The organism is Peteryoungia algae (assembly GCF_030369675.1).
Lineage (GTDB): Bacteria > Pseudomonadota > Alphaproteobacteria > Rhizobiales > Rhizobiaceae > Allorhizobium > Allorhizobium algae.
Genome location: NZ_CP128477.1, coordinates 1903285 through 1922554 on the forward strand (window position 1 = coordinate 1903285; position 19270 = coordinate 1922554).

Consider the following 19270-nt stretch of genomic DNA (forward strand, 5'->3'; position numbering starts at 1 on the left):
ATGTTCATTCTCTCCCTCACCTATGTGAAGCCGACGGAAGAAGCCGATCGTTTCATGCCGCCGCATATGGACTGGGTAAATGCCGGTTATGACAGCGGCATGTTTCTGGCCTCCGGACGCAAGGTTCCGCGCACCGGCGGCATGATCCTCGCCCGAGGCGATCGCGCCGCAATCGAGGCTTATGTCGCGGCCGATCCTTTCGCGGCAGAGGGCGTGGCAGTCTATGAGGTAACCGAAGTGGCCGTGACCAGGACCGCGCCGGGGCTGGACGGGCTGAAGGGATAGCGTGGCGCAACAGAGCACATGTTGAGATGACACCCTTCACCCACACCCCCTATGCTGGCCCAGCGCGCCCTTTCACCATCGGGCTTACCGCCCTCGATCCCAACCGCTGGATCGAGCCCGATGCGGATCTAGGCCGCTACCTTGCGGAAAAGCACCACCTCGCGGCAGCGCGTTTGAAAGAGGTCTTCCGCGCGACGGAGGATAGCCTTCCGGCCCAGCGGGAATGCCTGGACGCCGTCCTCGGCCATCTCGACGTGCACCACGCCCATCTCTATAACCGCAAAGGTGACAATATCGACGCTGCCGGCCACGCCGTCGATCTTGCCGACGAGGCCCTTCCCCCGCTCCTGCGCGCTGGACTGCTCATCCAGGATGACCTCGTCATCATGATGAAGCGCGAGGCCGGCTGGTTCATTGCCGCGGCCCACCTCTCCTTCCCGTCTTCCTGGCTGCTTGCGGAAAAGTTCGACCGACCGATGGAAGAAGTCCATGAACATGTGCCGGGCTTTCAGGGAGGCACGCGCAATGCCGCCATGATCAACCGCATCTTCGACAATCTCTTGCCCGAGCAGCCGGCAGAGCGCTTCAACTGGTCGATCAACTGGAAGCAAAAGCTCTTCCACCCGGAAACGGGTCGAAACGATGATGCCGAACCCGGTGACGCGGTTGTCCGCGTCGAGCGCCAGACGCTGACGAAACTGCCTGAAACCGGTGCGATCGTCTTCACCATTCGCATCTATCTCGACCCGGTTGCCCTGTTTCGCATGCACCCGGACGGGAGGCGCCTCGCATCGGCGCTCGCTGAGCAGCTGCAGGGCCTGAGCGCCCCTCAGAGTCACTACAAGGGGCTGGATGTCCAGCGCGACCGGCTCGTGTCGCGGCTGCGGCAAGATGCGGCGTCTGAAAATCGTTTGTGACGTCCCTCGGGCGCTTGCAGCCACCCTTTATTGTGTCAGAGTTTTGTGATCTAGAACCGCCATTATCGCTCCGGCCGCACAAGAGGGGCCGGAAACTCGGCCCAGGCAAGAAACCGGGCCTCCAAGGAGACGCACATGAGCGAAATGACCTACCCGGTTTATGGCGAGATCACCGGCCCGATCGTGATGATCGGCTTCGGATCGATCGGCCGCGGCACCCTGCCGCTGATCGAACGCCACTTCAAGTTCGACAAGAGCCGGATGGTCGTCATCGATCCCCGCGGTGACGAGGAAGGCATCCTCGCCAAGCACGGCATCAGGCACATCCAGGCGCATGTCACCAAGGAGAACTACAAAAAGCTCCTGAAGCCGCTTCTGACCGAAGGCGAGGGCCAGGGTTTCTGCGTCAACCTCTCGGTCGACACCGGTTCGCTCGACCTGATCAAGTTCTGCCGCAAGCTCGACGTGCTCTACATCGACACGGTCGTCGAGCCCTGGCTCGGCTTCTACTTCGATAAGAACATGAAGAACTCGGAGCGCACAAACTACGCGCTGCGCGAAACCGTGCGCGCTGAGATCAAGAAGAACCCCGGCGGCTCCACGGCCGTTTCCACCTGCGGCGCAAATCCGGGCATGGTCTCCTGGTTCGTCAAGCAGGGTCTGGTCAACCTCGCGCATGAAATCGGCCTGAAGTTTGAAGAGCCGGATCAGAACGATCGCGAAGGCTGGGCCAAGCTGATGAAGAAGGTCGGCGTCAAGGGTGTGCACATCGCCGAACGCGACACCCAGCGCGCCAAGAACCCGAAGCCGCTCAATGTCTTCTGGAACACATGGTCGGTTGAAGGTTTCATCTCGGAAGGCCTGCAGCCGGCCGAACTTGGCTGGGGCACCCATGAGAACTGGATGCCGAAGAACGCCAAGAAGCACAAGAAGGGCTGCAAGGCCGCCATCTATCTGGAGCAGCCGGGCGCCAATACCCGCGTGCGCACCTGGTGCCCGACGCCCGGCCCGCAATACGGCTTCCTCGTCACCCACAACGAGTCGATCTCGATCGCCGACTACTTCACGGTCGAGAAGGATGGCGAAACCGTTTATCGTCCGACCTGCCACTACGCCTACCACCCGGCCAATGACGCCGTGCTCTCGCTGCACGAGATGTTCGGCAATGGCGGCACACAGCAGCCGGTGCTGCATGTGCTGAACGAGGACGAACTGGTCGACGGCGTCGACGAACTCGGCGTGCTCCTCTACGGCCACGAGAAGAACGCCTACTGGTACGGTTCGCGGCTGTCGCTGGAAGAAACCCGCCGGATCGCCCCTTACCAGAACGCCACCGGCCTCCAGGTGACCTCTGCCGTTCTGGCCGGCATGGTCTGGGCCATCGAGAACCCGAAGGCTGGTATCGTCGAGGCCGACGAGATGGACTACAAGCGCTGCCTCGAAGTGCAGTCGCCCTATCTCGGTCCGGTCGAAGGCCACTACACCGACTGGACCCCGCTCGACGGTCGCCCGGGCCTTTTCCCCGAAGACCTCGACGAAAAGGATCCGTGGCAGTTCCGGAACATCCTGGTTCGCTGAGAGTTCAGCCACATTGGCAAGGCCCGCTGAACCGGCGGGCCTTTGTCATGCGAAAACTTTAGCATCAAGGTCGGGATAACCTTGCCGCGGTGGACCTCCCGCCTTGCTTTGACCAAGGCTTCGCGGCATGGTTCGATTGAAGAATCGAGAGGCGGACGGCAGTGCCGGAACGCCGTGAAGGTGGGAGAAAAGAATGAAAATCAGATCCCTGATCGCGATCACCACGGCGAGCCTCGCCCTTTCGTCCTGCTATTCCAGCCCACCGCGTCAGCTTCCGGCCGTCCAGCAGGGCCCCTCGATCGAAGGTGCCTGGGTCGATCCGAACGGCATCTCCTCCACATTCCAGGGCGGCACGTTCACGACCCGCACCACGGATACCAACCAGATCCTGGCCTCCGGCACCTACACGTTGATCAATGACCGCCTGGTCGAGATCAACATGACCTCACTGGTGCGCAATACCCAGCAGAAGGTCAATTGTGCTCTGGTCACGCCGTCCCAGCTCAATTGCACCTCGGACAGCGGCGCACAATTCTCCCTCGCGCGGCGCGGCTAAGAACAGATTCCAAGACCCTGTCTTGAAGCGGCCCAAGTGGCCGCTTCTTTCGTTTCGGCATTCTCTAACATGTGAAACGGCGGGCGATTTTCGCTTGCCCTGTCCCGGTCTTGATGAAAACATTCGCCATCCGAATTCTGGCGCGCAGCTATCCTCCTGCGTTGCGAGACTGGGGTGACATGGATTGGAACAGGAGAACACGATGTTCAGACATTTGAAGATTGGCCTATTCAGCGCTTCGGCGCTGGCCCTGACGGCAGGAACCGCCCTGGCCGATTTCGAGCTCAACATCCTGCACATCAACGACCTGCATTCACGCATCGAGGCGATCGGCAAGACGGACTCCACATGCTCGGAGGAAGATGCGGCCGCCAATGAATGCTTCGGCGGCATTGCGAGGGTCAAGTCGGCGATCGACGCCCGCCGGGCGGAACTCTCGGGCAAGAATGTCCTGACACTTGACGCAGGCGACCAGTTCCAGGGCTCGCTCTTCTACACCACCTACAAGAGTGCCCCAATTGCCGACTTCATGAATGGCATTGGCTTCGACGCCATGGCGATCGGCAACCACGAATTCGACGACGGCCCGGAAGAACTGGCGAAGTTCATCGACGCCTTGAAGTTCCCGATGATCTCGGGCAACACACTGGCCGGTCTCAATTCCCCTGTCGCCGACAAGTTCAAACCCTACATCGTCAAGGAATTCGGCGATGAAAAGGTTGCGGTCGTCTCAGTCCTCGCAACCGACACTGATGAAACTTCATCGCCGGGCGACGCCATCCTCTTCTCCGACGAGATCGGCTACCTCAAGGAAGCCGTGACGGAAATTGAAGGCCAGGGCATCGACAAGATCGTGCTGCTCTCGCATGTCGGCTATGTCAAGGATCAGGAAATTGCAGCAGCGGTCGACGGCATCGACGTCATCGTCGGCGGCCACAGCCACACCCTGCTCTCCAACACCGACGAAAATGCCGCCGGCCCCTATCCGACGCTGGTGAAGAACCCCTCCGGCAAGGACGTGCCGATCGTGCAGGCCTATGCCTATTCCAAGTATCTCGGCGACCTGACGGTCGTCTTCGATGATGGCGGCGTGGTGAAATCCACCTCCGGCGAGCCGAAGCTGCTCGACGCATCCGTGACACCTGATGCAGGCTACGTGGCCAAGGTCGCTGAACTCGGCGGGCCGATCGAGGATTTGAAGAAGAAGGAAATCGGCGCGACCGCTGACGGCGTCGACGGCTCGCGCGAGACCTGCCGTGCCATGGAGTGCACCATGGGCAACCTCGTCGCCGACGCCATGGTCGATCGCGTCAAAGACCAGGGTATCACCATCGCGATCCAGAATGGTGGCGGCCTGCGCGCCTCGATCGATGCCGGCACTGTCACCATGGGTGAGGTCCTCACCGTCCTGCCGTTCCAGAACACCCTGGCTTCCTTCCAGCTGAAGGGGTCTGATATCGTGGCGGCTCTCGAGAATGGTGTAGGCCAGGTCGAGGAAGGCGCCGGCCGCTTCCCGCAGGTATCGGGTCTCAAATACACGGCCGATCTGAACAAGCCTGCAGGAAGCCGGATCACCTCGGTCGAAGTCAAGGAAGGCGATGCCTTTGTTGCAATCGATCCGAACAAGACCTATGGCGTCGCCACCAACAACTACATGCGCACCGGCGGTGACGGCTACAAGATCTTCGCGACCGCCGGCCAGAACGCCTATGATTTTGGTCCTGGCCTTGAGACGGTCGTGGCCGACTACATCGCCAAGAACAATCCCTACAAGCCCTATACGGACGGCCGCATCACCGTGATTGCCGCAACGGCTCCATCGGCTGCGGAAACGACGGAACCCGCAGCAGCGGCACCGGCAGCCGAGGCTCCGGCAGCAGCAACCGCCACGGAATCCGCTGTTGCGGCAGCCGCGACCGTCTACAAGGTCGTTGCCGGTGACAGCCTCTGGAAGATTGCGGAAGCCACCTATGGCGACGGTACATTCTGGAGCAAGATCGCCGAAGCCAACATGCTTCGCAATCCGAACGTGATTTCCATCGGCCGGGAGCTGCAGCTTCCGGCGAAGTAAGCCAGTTTGCCGCATGACAAGAGCCGGTCCGGACTTTCCCGGGCCGGCTTTTGCTTTTATCAGATGATCTCAACTGGCCATCCCCACGTAACGGTCGAGAAACATTCACCAGGACAACACAATGAACGCACTTCCCGCCCATTGGCCCTCCGACCATCCGCCCGTCAATTTCGGCAAGGTCGGTGTGCTGCTCGTCAACCTGGGAACGCCCGATGGCACGGACTACAAGTCCATGCGCCGTTATCTTGAGGAGTTCCTGACAGACAAGCGCGTCATCGAGTGGTCGCGGTGGTTCTGGTACCCCATCCTCTACGGGATCGTGCTGAACAAGCGTCCGCAAAAGGTTGGCAAGGCCTATGAGGAGATCTGGAATAAGGATCTCGACGAGAGCTATCTGCGCACCTACACCCGCAACCAGGCCGAAAAGCTGGCGGTTGCGCTGAAAGACCTGCCCAATGTGCATGTGGACTGGGCCATGCGCTATGGCCAGCCCGCCATCCAGGCGAAGATGAACGAAATGCAGAAGGCCGGATGCGAGCGCATCCTCGTCTACCCGCTCTATCCCCAATATGCCGCCGCCACCACCGCAACCGTGAATGACGAGGCCTTCAAGGCGCTGTTGAAGATGCGTTGGCAGCCGGCGCTGCGAACGGTTCCGCAATATGCAGACGACCCGGTCTATATCGAGGCACTGGCAAATTCCATCAACCAGCACCTCGCCTCGCTCGACTGGGAACCGGAGCTGGTGATCACCTCCTATCACGGCATTCCGAAGTCCTACTTCATGAAGGGCGATCCCTATCACTGCCAGTGTTACAAGACGACGCGCCTGCTGCGCGAACATCTCGGCTGGGAGAAGGAGAAGCTGATGGTCACCTTCCAATCCCGCTTCGGGCCGGAAGAATGGCTGCAGCCCTATACCGACAAGACCGTGGAGAAGCTCGCCAAGGAAGGCGTCAAGCGCATCGCCATCATGAATCCGGGCTTCGTCTCGGACTGCCTCGAAACGCTCGAGGAAATCGCGGGCGAAGCGGGCGAGGATTTCCTGCACAATGGTGGTGAGAAATTTTCCCACATCCCCTGTCTCAACGACAGTGATAATGGCATGCGCGTCATCGAAAACGTCGTGCGCCGGGAACTGCAAGGCTGGGCTTGAGACCCTTTTTGCCCGGTCTGCGGTGATGGATCAAAAGGGGACAGCCGAGAGGCTGCCCCCTTTTTCTTTGCCCTTGAATCCCGGTTGCAAGAGGAGGAGATCGCGGACGGTCCGGAACCGGCAGAAGGATGCAACCCAGACGATGCTCGCCCTTCGTCCCCTTTCCGACGCCGCCCCATTTTTCAGCAGGCCTGCACAATATTAGTGCATCATTTCATTCAGTTAGTCTCTCACGGCGCCCGCGTCGCCGCAGCCCGAAGGACAACCCGAAGCTGTCTGGAGACACATGGCGGGGCACCGACCACACCCTAAGTCATTGGATTAAAATGCAATTTTAAATGGGTGATTTCTTATATTAATGTTCCATTTATCAATGATCCCTAGAATTAGGGGGGAGTTGAAGGAGACCATCATGAAATTTATCACGTCCGCATTGGCATCGACATTCCTCGCCATGTCGCTGGCGACTGCGCATGCAGAACCGCCTCAGCCAGACATGGACAAGCTTATCTCGCCCGAGCTCCTGCAGCAGATTCAGGAGTTTATCTCTGCCGAAATCGTGACCATATCGGTCCAGGCGCAGAACGCCCGCCTGACCAACTTGTCTCAGGAAAAGATCGATACCCTGGACAATCAGTGGAAGGCCGAGCGTGAGGCTGCCGACAAGCCACTGATCGCAGCCACGCTTTCCAGCCCGCTGTCCGTCTACCTTGCCCGCATCCAGGGCAAGTCACTCGGCCTCTTCCCCGAAATCTTCGTGATGGACCAGAATGGCCTGAATGTCGGCCAAAGTTCAATCACCAGCGATTTCTGGCAGGGCGACGAGGGCAAGTTCCAGAAAACCTACGACGTCTCTGAAGATGCGATTTTCATCGATGAGGCCGAGTGGGACGACGAGGTCAAGATCTGGCGGAACCAGGTGAGCTTCACTCTGGTCGATAGCGCCAAGAAGAAGATCGGCGCCGCGACCGTCGAACTCAACCTGACGGAACTCGAGCGCCGGGCTCTCGCCGGCAGCTGATCCGTGATCACGACCCCATGATGGCGGTTGTCCTGCAAACCATGACCCAATTCGACCCCGACCGGGACAGGAATTCACTATGCTCAAGAACTTATCCGTAAGCGCCAAGGGCTTTCTCGCTTTCGGACTCCTTGCCGCCATCGCGATCGCAGCGTCCACCTTCATGCACAACCGCGCCGTCGTTGCGAGTGAGCAGGTCGCCGAGACCGCCCTCGTGACCAATATGGTGGAAGCCATCGACGAGTTCTCCGAAGACCTCAACATTGCGGACCGTCAACTGAAGACCTTCCTTCTGACGGGCAACCGCGACTATGCAGCGGGCGCGCAGAGCACTGCAGCCAGGATGGACACGGAAAAGTCGAGCGTCGAGGCACTGATTTCGAAATCTGCTCCCGCAGAACTGGCAAAGTTCGGGGAAGCGATCACCGCCTACGATGCGTGGAAGACGAATTTTCTGGAGCGGCAGATCCTGCTCATGCGTGATCCCGCGACGGTCGAACTCGCCCGGGCGATCGAAGTCACCGGCGGGGGCGATGCTCTGGTCAAGGCTTTCGAGGATAATCTCTCCGAACTTAAGGACACACTTTCGGCCCGCGCAAGCACCGCCGCCGATCATCAGAGCGCCGCGCTTTCCCTGGTGGAATCGGTCAGCCTCGCCGCCTCGATCATCATCGGCTTTGCAGCCGTCCTCATGGGCTTCCTGAACTTCCAGCTCGTGTCCAAGCCACTCAGCAAGCTCGCTGATGCCACGACCCGTCTGTCGGAAGGCCATCTCGATGTCGTCATCGATCAGGGCGGCAAGGACGAGATCGGCCGCATGGCGGCTGCCATGCAGGTCTTCCGCGAAGCGGCCATGGCCAACAAGCGCCTCGAAGCCGAGGCCGACGGCAACCGCCGCCAGGCGGAAGCCGACCGCATTGCAGCCCAGCAGCGTGCAGAGGCGGATGCCGCTGCTCGACTGCAGGCGGCAACCTCCGGTCTCGCAGCCGGCCTCAAGCGCCTCGCATCCGGCGATCTCGCCTTCCAGATCAACGAGGCCTTCTCTCCGGATTTCGAAAGCTTGCGGCACGACTTCAACCAGTCCATTCGCCAGTTGAACCAGACGATGGCCGCGATCACCAACAGCGTGTCCACCATGGAAACCGGCACCCGCGAAATCGCTTCCGGCACAGACCACCTGTCGAAGCGAACCGAGCAGCAGGCTGCAGCCCTCGAAGAAACGGCAGCAGCCGTCGAGGAAATCACCGCCAACGTCCAGAATTCGACCAAGCGGACGGAAGAAGCCCGCTCCGTGGCGGCCCAGGCCAACACCTCCGCGACCCAGTCCTCGGATGTCGTCGCGAAGGCCGAAGACGCGATGCGCCGCATCGAAGGCTCGTCGCAGCAGATCTCCAACATCATTGGCGTCATCGACGAAATCGCCTTCCAGACCAACCTGCTCGCCCTCAATGCAGGCGTCGAAGCGGCACGCGCCGGTGAAGCCGGCAAGGGCTTTGCCGTCGTCGCCCAGGAAGTCCGCGAATTGGCCCAGCGCTCCGCAAACGCTGCCAAGGAGATCAAGGCGCTGATCCAGAATTCCTCGACGGAAGTCGCAGGCGGCGTCGATCTCGTCCGCAAGACCGGTGAGGCCCTGCGCACCATTGGCGGCTTCATCACCGAGATGAACACCCACATGGATGCCATCGCCCTGTCGGCCAAGGAACAGGCGACCGGCCTCACGGAAGTCAACCATGCCGTCAACTCGATGGACCAGACGACCCAGCAGAACGCAGCCATGGTCGAGGAATCAAATGCCGCCTCCGGAGCTCTGGCAACAGAAGCTGCAAAGTTGCGGGACCTGATCTCGCACTTCACCATCGACGGCGTACAGCAGGCCCAGGCTTCGGCCCTGCGCGACACCGCGCGCACGATGGCTCAGCCGTCCGCCTCCGCGAACCGCGCTCCGCCAGCACGTGCGGCGCAACCCGCACGCTCCGTCGCCCATGCCCCGCGTAGCCACGGCAATGCCGCGGTCGCCCAGGACAACTGGGAAGAATTCTGAGACGAAACAGCTCGGACGAAACGAGATGAGGGCGGCGGGAGTGATCCCGCCGCCCTTCTTCGTTTCCACCGACCACCACGATCGGCGGGTAATTGGACCATGTGACGGACAAAGCTTGCATTTGCCTTGGCGCCCCACAATGTTAGACCGAAGGGGCGCGGTCCATCTTCGCGCCACAGCTGGAGGATTTCATGCCCATCACCGGTCCGGATATTGTCGTCATTGCACTCGTCGTGCTCGTCATCCTGGTGCTGTTTGCCGGTATCAAGACCGTGCCGCAGGGTTACCGCTATACGATCGAACGGTTCGGCCGCTACACGCGCACACTGGAACCGGGCCTCAACCTGATCATCCCCTTCTTCGAGCGCATCGGCGCCAAGATGAATGTCATGGAGCAGGTTCTCGACGTTCCCACCCAGGAGGTGATCACCCGGGATAATGCCTCTGTGTCGGCCGACGCGGTTGCCTTCTACCAGGTGTTGAACGCCGCCGAGGCCGCCTATCAGGTGGCCAATCTGGAAAACGCCATCCTCAACCTGACCATGACCAACATCCGTTCGGTCATGGGCTCGATGGATCTCGATGAACTCCTCTCCAATCGCGAGGTGATCAACGATCGCCTGCTGCGCGTGGTCGACGAAGCCGTGCGCCCTTGGGGCATCAAGGTCACGCGCGTCGAAATCAAGGACATCCAGCCGCCCGCCGATCTCGTCGCGGCCATGGGCCGACAGATGAAGGCCGAGCGTGAAAAGCGTGCCCAGGTCCTGGAAGCCGAGGGCTTCCGCAACGCCCAGATCCTGCGTGCCGAAGGGGCCAAGCAGTCGGCCATCCTGGAGGCTGAGGGCGAGCGCGAAGCCGCCTACCGCGAAGCGGAAGCCCGCGAACGCCTGGCGGAAGCGGAAGCCACAGCCACCCGCCTGGTCTCCGAGGCGATCGCCGCCGGTGACGTCAACGCCATCAACTACTTCGTCGCCCAGAAATACACGGAAGCGATGACCGCGATCGGCACGGCAAGCAATTCGAAGATTGTCCTGATGCCGATGGAAGCGACCTCGTTGATCGGCTCGCTCGGCGGCATCGGCGCCATTGCCCGCGAAGTCTTCGGAGAAGACAAGCGCCCTGCCCCGGCACGGCCGACGACGCCGACCCGCACCACCCCGCCGATTTCCTCCTTCAACCCCAACGGCGAGTGACGCCCATGCTTGGCCGGATCATCACCGAACTCGGTCCCTGGAGCTGGTGGGTTCTCGGCATGCTGCTTCTGGCGGCAGAACTCGTGATGCCCGGCGTCTTTCTGGTCTGGATCGGTCTCGGCGCCGTCCTCACCGGAGCCGTATCGCTGCTGCTCTGGGACGCCGGCTTCTGGACATGGCAGCTGCAGTCACTTCTCTTCGCCGCCAGTGCCATCGCCTTCACCCTCGCCGGCCGGCGCTATTTTTCGCGGCACGAGACGGACAGCGACCAGCCACTGCTCAACCAGCGCGGCGCAAGTCTCGTCGGCCGCACGGCGGTCCTCGCCGAACCGATCCGCGAGGGCCGTGGCCGCATCCGCCTGGATGACACTTTCTGGCTGGTGTCTGGCCCCGATCTGCCGAGCGGGGCAAGGGTCAAGATTATTTCCAGCAACGGCCGAGATCTGACCGTCGAGGAGGCATGAAAGCCCTCAGGCCACGCCGATCCTGAGCAGGTCATGGAAGTGGATGAGGCCGACAGGCGTATTCTCGTCGTCGACGACGATCAGCGCACCGATCCCGTGCTTGTTGATCATCGCCGCCGCGGTCGTGGCAAGCGCATCGCCCTTGATGACCTTTGGATTGACGGTCATGACATCCTCGACATTGAGGATGGAGAGATCGCGGGCGAGATTACGCGCCATGTCGCCTTCGGTGACGATGCCGCAGAGCTTGCCCCTCGCATCGGTAATCCCGACGCATCCGAAATGTTTGTGGGACAGCGTCTTGACCGCCTCGGGCATGGACGTGCCGAGTGGCACGAGCGGAAGACGATCGCCGGTATGCATGATGTCACGCACATGGGTGAGTGCTGCGCCCAGCTTCCCGCCCGGATGGAAGGTGCGGAAATCGGACGGCGAAAAGCCACGTGCTTCCAGAAGTGCGATTGCGATCGCATCTCCGATTGCCAGCTGAAGGACCGCCGATGTCGTCGGCGCCAGCCCGTGCGGGCAGGCTTCCTGGATCTTTGGCATCAGCAGCACGACGTCGGCATTGCGCGCGAGCGTCGAATTTTCGCCGGCCGTAATCGCGATCAGCGGGATCGAGAACCGGCGCGAAAAGGCGAGGATGCCCTGCAACTCGGCGGTCTCCCCACCCCAGGAGATCGCAAGGATCGCGTCGTCCTGGGCAATCATGCCGAGATCGCCATGATTGGCTTCCGCAGGATGCACGAAGAAAGCCGGTGTCCCCGTCGAGGCGAAGGTGGCTGCGATCTTCGAGCCGATATGGCCGCTCTTGCCCACGCCCGTGACGATCACGCGGCCGGTGATCTCCCCGATCGTCTTTACGGCGTTGCAGAACGGCGCGGCCAACGGCCCAGCCAGCGCCTCTTCCAACATGCGCAATCCCTCGCGCTCTATCGAGACGACCCGGAGAGCGGATTCGGTGGCACTGGCTTCGACGAGATTGACTGCGCGCTTGATCATGCCGTCCCTTACTGCGTTTGTCGGCCGCTGTAAATTCTCGTGCGATGCCGCGGGCTGCGACATCTCGATCAGAAGCACAACCATGCGCCCGAAACCAAACATTAACCATCAGGCTTTACGTTTGGGTAAGTATTGCAGATTGCCGGGCCCAGGAATGAACTCAATCGAAAAACGGGATATGCGCGGCACAGGCCGCCTCGGGCTGCGCGCCTTTGCGGGCGCGCTGGCGCTGTCCGTGTTCGTGCATCCATCCCTTCTCGCCGCCCAACAGACGGCAACGACCGGTTCGACATCGCAAGCCACCCTTCCCACCTGGTCCCCTCTGAACGGGTCGGGACAAACAACGTCCGACGGCACCGCAGCGACGGCCGCATCGGCGGCGCCACAGACCGCCGCGTCCGCATCGGCGACCACAACCGATGCCATGGCAACCGGCACTGTGGCACCCGACAACCAGACACTGGAACCGCTCGCCGATCCGGACGCCATCCCTGTCGAGGAAGATATCGGCCGGCAGAACCTGCGCGTGACGCGTCTCGACAACCCGACTGCCGACCGCATCCGCCGCGAACTCGATACGGAAGACGACAGCGGCATCCGCCTCGGCACTCTGATCCTGCGCCCTTCGATCAGCCAGAAACTGGGCAGCGAAACGGAAAAGAGCGGAGGCGTGAAAGACGACCGCATCTTCTCCGAAACCGGCCTCAAGGGCACGCTCACATCAGACTGGTCGCGCCATGAACTCTCCATTGGCGCCGAAGGCGCATGGCAGGAAACGCTGTCAGGAGACGATACCGACAAGCCCAGCGCCAACATTGACGCACGCCTGCGACTCGATCTTGCCGATGACACCATCGCCACCCTGTCCGGCTCCTACAGCTTCGGCCGCGAAGACAGCGACGATCCGAACGCCGTCACGGGCGCCACGGTCCAGTCCGGGGTCCATCAATATGGTGCAGGCGCATCGATCGAGCGGGACTTCGGCCTGATCCGTGGCTCCATTGCAGCCGACGTCATGCGCTTCCAGTATTCCGACGCCCAGCTTTCGGATGGCTCGACGCTCGAGCGCAGCGACCGAAACCGCAACCGCTATGCCTTGACCGGCCGAGTGGGTTACGAGCTCTCGCCCGCCCTCATACCCTTTGTCGAAGGCACGATCGGACGGATCGATTATGACGATGTCGCGGATTCCAGCGGCTATCGCCGCTCGGCCGATCTCTATGGCGCCAGGACCGGTGTGGCCGTTGATCTTGGCGAAAAACTGCGTGGCGAGATCGCCGTCGGACAGGAAATCCAGAAATTCGAAGACGGGAGACTGGCGGAATTGTCGGCGCTGACCGTGGATGGCAACATCCTCTGGTCCCCGCGCGAAGGCACGAGCATCGACGTGACGCTCGACACGAGCATCGACCCGTCGACAACCGCCGGCGTGAACGGCGCGACGATCCATCGCCTCACGGCGCAGCTTTCCCATGATCTGCGCACGAACCTTGTCGCCCGCCTGACCGGCGGCACGACGTTTACGCGTTATGACGGGGATGCGGCGACGGCTGACACGACCGCTTATCTGGCAGGCGCCGGCCTGACCTGGAAGATCAACCGTCACCTGGACGCCACCGCAGATCTCACCTACGAGCGCACGCACTACACGTCCGGCGTGGACAATGACAGCCTGACGGCGCTGGTGGGCCTGACCGCCAAGCGCTGAGCCCGGCGGTCAGAACGCTATTACTTGAGGGCTGCGAGCAACGCCTTCAGCTGGTCTTCGATCGCCGGGCGGATGTCGGCGCGCTCGATGGCGAAGGCGACGTTGGCCAGGATGAAGCCATCCTTGGAACCGCAGTCGAAGGTCTGGCCCTTGAAGTGGTATCCGGAAAAATCCTGTTCCTTGGCAAGCTTCAGCATGCCATCGGTAAGCTGGATCTCATTGCCGGCGCCGCGCTCCTGTGTCGACAGGATCTCGAAAATTTCGGGCTGCAGGATGTAGCGGCCGTTGATGAAGAAGTTGGAGGGCGCAGACCCCTTCGCCGGCTTTTCCACCATCTGGTTGATCTTGAAGCCGCCTTCCAGCGTCTCGCCGACACCGACAATGCCGTATTTGTGCGCCTGTTCCGGCGCACATTCCTCGACCGCCACGATATTGCCGCCGGTCTTCTCGTAAAGTTCGACCATGCCCTTGAGGCAACCCTTTTCAGCGCGCATAATCATGTCAGGCAGAAGAAGGGCGAAGGGTTCGTGCCCCACGATGTCGCGTGCACACCAGACGGCGTGTCCGAGACCCAGCGGTTCCTGTTGGCGCGTAAAGCTGGTCTGGCCGGCAGTCGGCTGAAGCGAGTCGAGCAGCAGGAGTTCGGCATTCTTGTTGCGGGCTTTCAGCGTCTGCTCGAGTTCGAACTGGATGTCGAAATAATCCTCGATGACCGCTTTGCCTCGGCCGGTCACGAAGACGAGATGCTCAATCCCGGCCTCGATGGCCTCGTCGACCACATACTGGATGACTGGCTTGTCGACGACGGTGAGCATTTCCTTTGGCACCGCCTTGGTGGCCGGCAGAAAACGGGTGCCGAGGCCGGCAACGGGAAACACGGCTTTCCGGAGCTTTTTAGTCTGAACCACTCATCCCTCCTGGAGGATATAATCGATTAACGCCATCATGACGCCGTTACGCCCAGTAACATATAATTGCTTCGAAATGGCAAAGACTAAGCCTGGGCGAACAGCGTGGTAAACGGTTTGTTGACTGAACAGCGTTAACCTGTCGTGAACAGCCTTTGTTCCGGCTGCCCACACGAGAATGCACGGGAGATGCCCATGAAAAGACACCGCCCCAGCCTGCTCGGCGCGATTGCCCTGACCCTGTCGGCGGCGCTCATCCCGCTGGACGCCTTCGCGGACGCTGGCTTCCAGAAATGGATTCGCGACTTTTATCCGACGGCCGCAAAGGCCGGGATTAGCGAACGCACCTATCGCCAGGCGTTCAACGGCGTGAACGAGCCTGATCAGTTCGTACTCGAAAAGGCGGCATACCAGCCGGAGTTCAAGTCGGAGATCTGGGACTATCTCGATAGCCGCGTGAACCCCTATACCGTGAAGGTCGGCCAGGAAATGCTGGCGAAGCATGGCCGGCTGCTGACGGCGCTGGAAAACCATTTCGGCGTCGACAAGCATGTGCTGCTCGCGATCTGGTCGATGGAATCGAATTATGGCGCAGCGCTCGAGCGTCCGGACCGTCTGCACAACGTGCCGCGTTCGCTGGCCACACTCGCCTATGCCGACCGCAAGCGCGCCAAATTCGCCCGCTCGCAGCTGATTGCCGCACTCAAGATGCTGCAGAACGGCGACGTGTCCAACAAGAACCTCATGGGATCCTGGGCCGGCGCCATGGGCCATACCCAGTTCATTCCGACGAGCTACCTGCTGTACGGCGTCGATGCCGACGGCAATGGCGACAAGGACATCTGGCATTCGATCCCCGACGCGCTGGCGACGGCCGCCAACCTCCTTGCCAAGAACAATTGGCAGACGGGCCGCACGTGGGGATATGAGATTGTCGTGCCGAAAGGCGGCCACAAATACAGCGGCCAGACCAAGACCGTTGCCCAGTGGCAGGCACTCGGCTTTGCCCGTCCGACCGGCAAGGGGTTCCGCAATGGCAGCGAGCGCGCCGAACTCAAGATGCTCGGCGGCTCCGGCGGCCCGGGCTTCCTGATGACCAAGAACTTCTTCGTCATCAAGCGCTACAACGCCGCCGACAGCTATGCGCTCGGCGTCGGCCTTCTCGCCGACGAAATCGCTGGATACGGCGGCATGAAACAGCGCTGGCCGCGGCCGAACGGCACGCTCGACATGAAGGAAAAATTCGAGCTGCAGACACGCTTGCAGGCGCTTGGCTACTACGACGGCAAGATTGACGGCAATTTCGGCTCCGGCTCGAAGGCCGCGATCACGGCCATTCAGCAACGCCTTGGCATGTCCGTCGATGGCCAGCCCTCACGCGTTCTGCTCGATGCCCTGCGCAACTGATCGCCACCGCGCAGAGCATTGCATAGATTGACTTGCCGTCCGCCGCGATCCAGAAACATGGGATCGCGGCGGAATGTTTTTCCAGGCAAGGCCGTGGCGACAGCGAAGGAGTTTGACTTGAAGAGCTTGCGCGGAAAACCTGCCCGCTTGCTGTGTTTCGGCCTCGCCCTGATGCTGGCCGCGACGGCCTTTGTCGGCTCGACCGCGCAGGCACAGCAGCCGGAGCGCCGCCGCAACTTGCTTGAGCTTCTCTTCGGTCAGCGCCAGCCGGCATATGTGCCGCCGCAGAACGTCCAGCGTCCGCGAGAGGGCAAGGTCCGCAAGAAAAGCAGTGGCAGCGTCACCACGATCAAGACGCGCGCGCCAACGACACGCGCTGCGGCCGCTCCGCCACCGCCGCCGAAGCTCGACACCGCCAAGAAGGTGCTCGTGGTCGGCGACTTTGTCGCGAGTTCCTTGGGTGACGGACTGAAGACCGCCTTCGAGGGATCCCCCGGTGTCGTGGTCGAGAACCGGGCAAACGGATCCTCGGGCCTTGTGCGCGACGATTTCTACGACTGGCCCGGCGCGCTTCCGGCCATCGTCGCGGAGGTCAACCCCAGCGTTCTGGTGATCCAGGTTGGCGCCAATGACCGGCAACAACTCGTGACCCCGGACGGTCGTCTCGATTTCCGCACCGACCCCTGGTTCAGCGCCTATGGCGAACGCGTCACCCGCCTGGCGACGATTGCTGCTGAAACGCGCGTGCCCGTGATCTGGGTCGGCCTGCCCGCCTTCCGGCCGCAGAACATGACGGCCGATGCGCTGCGTCTCAACGCCATTTATCGATCCAGCATCGAGAAGCTGAACGGCGAATTCGTCGATGTCTGGGAAGGCTTCGTCGACCAGGAAGGACGCTTCATAGTCACCGGCTCCGACATCAACGGCCAGCCGGTGCGCCTGCGCGGCAATGACGGCATCGGCTTTACCAGCCCCGGCAAGCGCAAACTCGCCTTCTATGTCGAAAAATCCGTGCGCCGTTATCTCGGCGACATGACGAGCCCGGATCTGATCCGGCTCGATGCGACGAACCTTCCAGCTCTGGTGAGCTTGCCGCCCTCGGAGAACAAGAGCATCATCACCACCCCGCCGATCGATCTCTTCGATCCGCAACTCGACGGCGCGGACGAACTGCTCGGCGGTACGCTGCCGCCATCATCGACATTTCCCACCCCCCGCGACCAGCTCGTCCAGAACGGCAGTCTGCCGGATCCGCCGGTCGGGAGGGTGGACTATGTAAAGCGCGCGCCGCCGGCGCCAGAGACTGCGACGCCCTGATCATCGCCGAATACGGACCGAACAAAAAAGGCCGCCTCCCGGGCGACCTTTTTCTTTAAATCGGTACATGATTGACGCGCATCAGCGCGGCAAAACACTTTCGCCCATCAGCGCCTCGTCGATGGCGCGTGCGGCCTGGCGGCCTTCGCGGATCGCCCAGACAACCAGCGACTGGCCGCGACGGGCGTCGCCGGCGACCCAGACCTTGTCCACGGATGAACGATAGTCCTTGTCATTGGCAACGACATTGGTCGAACCGCGACGGTCCATATTCAGCTCAAGCTTGCCATCGAGGTCTTTGAGCACGCTGTCGGTGAACGGACCGGAGAAGCCAATGGCGATGAAGGCGAGATCCGCCTTGATGATGAACTCGGTGCCTGGGATCGGCTTGCGACGCTCATCCACCTGGCAACACTTCACGCCGGTCAGCACACCGTCTTCGCCAACGAATTCGAGCGTGGCAACCTGAAATTCGCGGTTGGCGCCTTCGGCCTGGGAGGAAGAGGTTCGCATCTTCGTCGCCCAGAAGGGCCAGATCGCAAGCTTGTCTTCCGTCTGCGGCGGACGCGGACGAATGTCGAGCTGGGTCACCTTGACGGCGCCCTGGCGGAAGGCCGTGCCGACGCAGTCGGATGCCGTATCACCACCACCGACGACGACGACATGCTTGCCACCGGCGAGGATCGGATCGGCCGGCCAGCCGATACTATCGATGTTCTCACGGCCGACCCGGCGGTTCTGCTGCACGAGATACGGCATGGCATCATGCACGCCATGGAACTCGACGCCGGGAATGCCGGCCTCACGCGGGGTTTCCGAACCGCCGCAATAGAGCACCGCGTCATAGTCTGCCCGCAGCGTCTCGACCGTCACGTCGACGCCGACGTTCACGCCACAATGGAAGGTGACGTTTTCCCCCTTCATCTGCTCGACACGGCGGTCGATGAAGTTCTTTTCCATCTTGAAGTCCGGGATGCCGTAGCGCAGCAGCCCACCGGGCTTAGACTCACGCTCATAGACATGCACCTCGTGGCCGGCCCGACCCAGCTGCTGGGCAGCAGCGAGGCCTGAGGGTCCGGAACCGATGACCGCAACCTTCTTGCCGGTATGGATCGTCGCCGGCTGCGGCACGATGAAGCCGAGCTCATAGGCCTTGTCGGCAATCGCCTGCTCGACGGTCTTGATCGCAACCGGGCTGTCTTCAAGGTTCAGCGTGCAGGCTTCCTCGCAAGGCGCTGGGCAAACGCGACCGGTGAATTCCGGGAAGTTGTTCGTCGAGTGGAGGTTGCGGATCGCCTCCTCCCACTTGTTGTTGTAGACGAGGTCGTTCCAGTCCGGGATCTGGTTGTGAACAGGACAGCCGGTCGGACCATGGCAATAGGGAATGCCACAATCCATGCAGCGTGCCGCCTGCTTGGTGACCTCAGCATCCGACATGGGGATGGTGAATTCGCGGAAATGGCGGATGCGGTCGGAGGCCGGCTGATACTTCGCCACCTGCCGGTCGATTTCCATGAAACCTGTAACCTTGCCCATTCTCTTTCCCTCAGCTCACAGAGGCGGCCATTGCGGCCCCCAGTACCAGTAGGCGATAGCGATCACCGCCCCCAGCACTACGAATTCCAAAACAAGCGCACCATTGACGA

At 61.5% G+C, this 19270-nt stretch carries 16 protein-coding genes; 13 read left to right on the top strand and 3 right to left on the bottom strand.

Going from position 1 to position 19270, the window contains the following annotated elements; all coding sequences use genetic code 11:
* The 10 genes from QTL56_RS09320 to QTL56_RS09365 all read left to right on the top strand — a co-directional run bounded on the left by QTL56_RS09320 (position 1) and on the right by QTL56_RS09365 (position 11282).
* Positions 1 to 285, top strand: coding sequence for a YciI family protein (locus QTL56_RS09320; RefSeq protein ID WP_245136109.1), 285 nt, complete (start codon positions 1 to 3; stop codon positions 283 to 285).
* Between the two features lie 26 nt (positions 286 to 311).
* Entirely contained in the window at positions 312 to 1202 is an 891-nt protein-coding gene (locus QTL56_RS09325; RefSeq protein ID WP_245136107.1) for a heme-dependent oxidative N-demethylase family protein, read from the top strand.
* A 135-nt stretch (positions 1203 to 1337) separates the two neighbouring features.
* Entirely contained in the window at positions 1338 to 2780 is a 1443-nt protein-coding gene (locus QTL56_RS09330; protein WP_245136106.1) for a homospermidine synthase, read from the top strand.
* Between the two features lie 193 nt (positions 2781 to 2973).
* Positions 2974 to 3336, top strand: coding sequence for an outer membrane lipoprotein Omp10 (omp10, locus tag QTL56_RS09335; RefSeq protein WP_229574545.1), 363 nt, complete (start codon positions 2974 to 2976; stop codon positions 3334 to 3336).
* A 202-nt stretch (positions 3337 to 3538) separates the two neighbouring features.
* Positions 3539 to 5407, top strand: coding sequence for a 5'-nucleotidase C-terminal domain-containing protein (locus QTL56_RS09340; protein ID WP_245136104.1), 1869 nt, complete (start codon positions 3539 to 3541; stop codon positions 5405 to 5407).
* Positions 5408 to 5528: 121 nt separating this feature from the next.
* Positions 5529 to 6563, top strand: a complete 1035-nt coding sequence (hemH, locus tag QTL56_RS09345; RefSeq protein WP_245136102.1) for a ferrochelatase — start codon at positions 5529 to 5531, stop codon at positions 6561 to 6563.
* A 412-nt stretch (positions 6564 to 6975) separates the two neighbouring features.
* The gene (locus QTL56_RS09350; RefSeq protein WP_245136101.1) at positions 6976 to 7584 is read left to right on the top strand and encodes a hypothetical protein; all 609 of its coding nucleotides are present in this window, start codon (positions 6976 to 6978) and stop codon (positions 7582 to 7584) included.
* A 79-nt stretch (positions 7585 to 7663) separates the two neighbouring features.
* Positions 7664 to 9625: a methyl-accepting chemotaxis protein gene (locus QTL56_RS09355; protein ID WP_245136099.1), complete on the top strand. Its 1962-nt coding sequence runs from the start codon at positions 7664 to 7666 to the stop codon at positions 9623 to 9625.
* A gap of 191 nt (positions 9626 to 9816) precedes the next feature.
* The gene (locus tag QTL56_RS09360; RefSeq protein WP_245136097.1) at positions 9817 to 10818 is read left to right on the top strand and encodes an SPFH domain-containing protein; all 1002 of its coding nucleotides are present in this window, start codon (positions 9817 to 9819) and stop codon (positions 10816 to 10818) included.
* Between the two features lie 5 nt (positions 10819 to 10823).
* Positions 10824 to 11282 carry an NfeD family protein gene (locus QTL56_RS09365; protein ID WP_229574551.1) on the top strand — a complete coding sequence of 153 codons (459 nt, stop codon included), beginning with the start codon at positions 10824 to 10826 and terminating at the stop codon, positions 11280 to 11282.
* A 6-nt stretch (positions 11283 to 11288) separates the two neighbouring features.
* Here QTL56_RS09365 and QTL56_RS09370 read toward each other — a convergent pair whose 3' ends face one another.
* The gene (locus tag QTL56_RS09370; protein ID WP_245136095.1) at positions 11289 to 12284 is read right to left on the bottom strand and encodes a KpsF/GutQ family sugar-phosphate isomerase; all 996 of its coding nucleotides are present in this window, start codon (positions 12282 to 12284) and stop codon (positions 11289 to 11291) included.
* 154 nt (positions 12285 to 12438) lie between these two features.
* On the opposite strand from QTL56_RS09370, the gene QTL56_RS09375 reads away from it, so the two are divergent.
* A complete protein-coding gene (locus QTL56_RS09375; protein WP_245136093.1) occupies positions 12439 to 13992 on the top strand; it encodes an outer membrane beta-barrel protein in 1554 nt (517 codons plus the stop codon).
* A 20-nt stretch (positions 13993 to 14012) separates the two neighbouring features.
* On the opposite strand, the gene galU is transcribed toward QTL56_RS09375, so the two are convergent.
* Positions 14013 to 14900 (bottom strand): UTP--glucose-1-phosphate uridylyltransferase GalU, encoded by an 888-nt coding sequence (galU, locus tag QTL56_RS09380; protein WP_229574554.1) that lies wholly within the window; start codon positions 14898 to 14900, stop codon positions 14013 to 14015.
* A 195-nt stretch (positions 14901 to 15095) separates the two neighbouring features.
* On the opposite strand from galU, the gene QTL56_RS09385 reads away from it, so the two are divergent.
* Both QTL56_RS09385 and QTL56_RS09390 read left to right on the top strand, forming a co-directional pair.
* Positions 15096 to 16307, top strand: a complete 1212-nt coding sequence (locus tag QTL56_RS09385; protein WP_245136091.1) for a lytic murein transglycosylase — start codon at positions 15096 to 15098, stop codon at positions 16305 to 16307.
* 117 nt (positions 16308 to 16424) lie between these two features.
* Positions 16425 to 17624 (top strand): SGNH/GDSL hydrolase family protein, encoded by a 1200-nt coding sequence (locus tag QTL56_RS09390; RefSeq protein ID WP_245136090.1) that lies wholly within the window; start codon positions 16425 to 16427, stop codon positions 17622 to 17624.
* Between the two features lie 81 nt (positions 17625 to 17705).
* Here QTL56_RS09390 and QTL56_RS09395 read toward each other — a convergent pair whose 3' ends face one another.
* Positions 17706 to 19160 carry a glutamate synthase subunit beta gene (locus QTL56_RS09395; protein ID WP_245136089.1) on the bottom strand — a complete coding sequence of 485 codons (1455 nt, stop codon included), beginning with the start codon at positions 19158 to 19160 and terminating at the stop codon, positions 17706 to 17708.
* Positions 19161 to 19270 lie beyond the last annotated feature (110 nt).

Excerpts from the sequence above, each read along its gene's own strand:
- QTL56_RS09365 (WP_229574551.1), top strand. The coding sequence starts at position 10,824 with ATGCTTGGCCGGATCATCACCGAACTCGGTCCCTGGAGCTGGTGGGTT.
- QTL56_RS09320 (WP_245136109.1), top strand. The coding sequence starts at position 1 with ATGTTCATTCTCTCCCTCACCTATGTGAAGCCGACGGAAGAAGCCGAT.
- omp10 (WP_229574545.1), top strand. The coding sequence starts at position 2,974 with ATGAAAATCAGATCCCTGATCGCGATCACCACGGCGAGCCTCGCCCTT.
- QTL56_RS09325 (WP_245136107.1), top strand. The coding sequence starts at position 312 with ATGACACCCTTCACCCACACCCCCTATGCTGGCCCAGCGCGCCCTTTC.
- QTL56_RS09330 (WP_245136106.1), top strand. The coding sequence starts at position 1,338 with ATGAGCGAAATGACCTACCCGGTTTATGGCGAGATCACCGGCCCGATC.
- QTL56_RS09355 (WP_245136099.1), top strand. The coding sequence starts at position 7,664 with ATGCTCAAGAACTTATCCGTAAGCGCCAAGGGCTTTCTCGCTTTCGGA.
- QTL56_RS09375 (WP_245136093.1), top strand. The coding sequence starts at position 12,439 with ATGAACTCAATCGAAAAACGGGATATGCGCGGCACAGGCCGCCTCGGG.
- QTL56_RS09385 (WP_245136091.1), top strand. The coding sequence starts at position 15,096 with ATGAAAAGACACCGCCCCAGCCTGCTCGGCGCGATTGCCCTGACCCTG.
- QTL56_RS09395 (WP_245136089.1), bottom strand. The coding sequence starts at position 19,160 with ATGGGCAAGGTTACAGGTTTCATGGAAATCGACCGGCAGGTGGCGAAG.
- hemH (WP_245136102.1), top strand. The coding sequence starts at position 5,529 with ATGAACGCACTTCCCGCCCATTGGCCCTCCGACCATCCGCCCGTCAAT.
- QTL56_RS09370 (WP_245136095.1), bottom strand. The coding sequence starts at position 12,284 with ATGATCAAGCGCGCAGTCAATCTCGTCGAAGCCAGTGCCACCGAATCC.
- QTL56_RS09340 (WP_245136104.1), top strand. The coding sequence starts at position 3,539 with ATGTTCAGACATTTGAAGATTGGCCTATTCAGCGCTTCGGCGCTGGCC.
- QTL56_RS09360 (WP_245136097.1), top strand. The coding sequence starts at position 9,817 with ATGCCCATCACCGGTCCGGATATTGTCGTCATTGCACTCGTCGTGCTC.
- QTL56_RS09350 (WP_245136101.1), top strand. The coding sequence starts at position 6,976 with ATGAAATTTATCACGTCCGCATTGGCATCGACATTCCTCGCCATGTCG.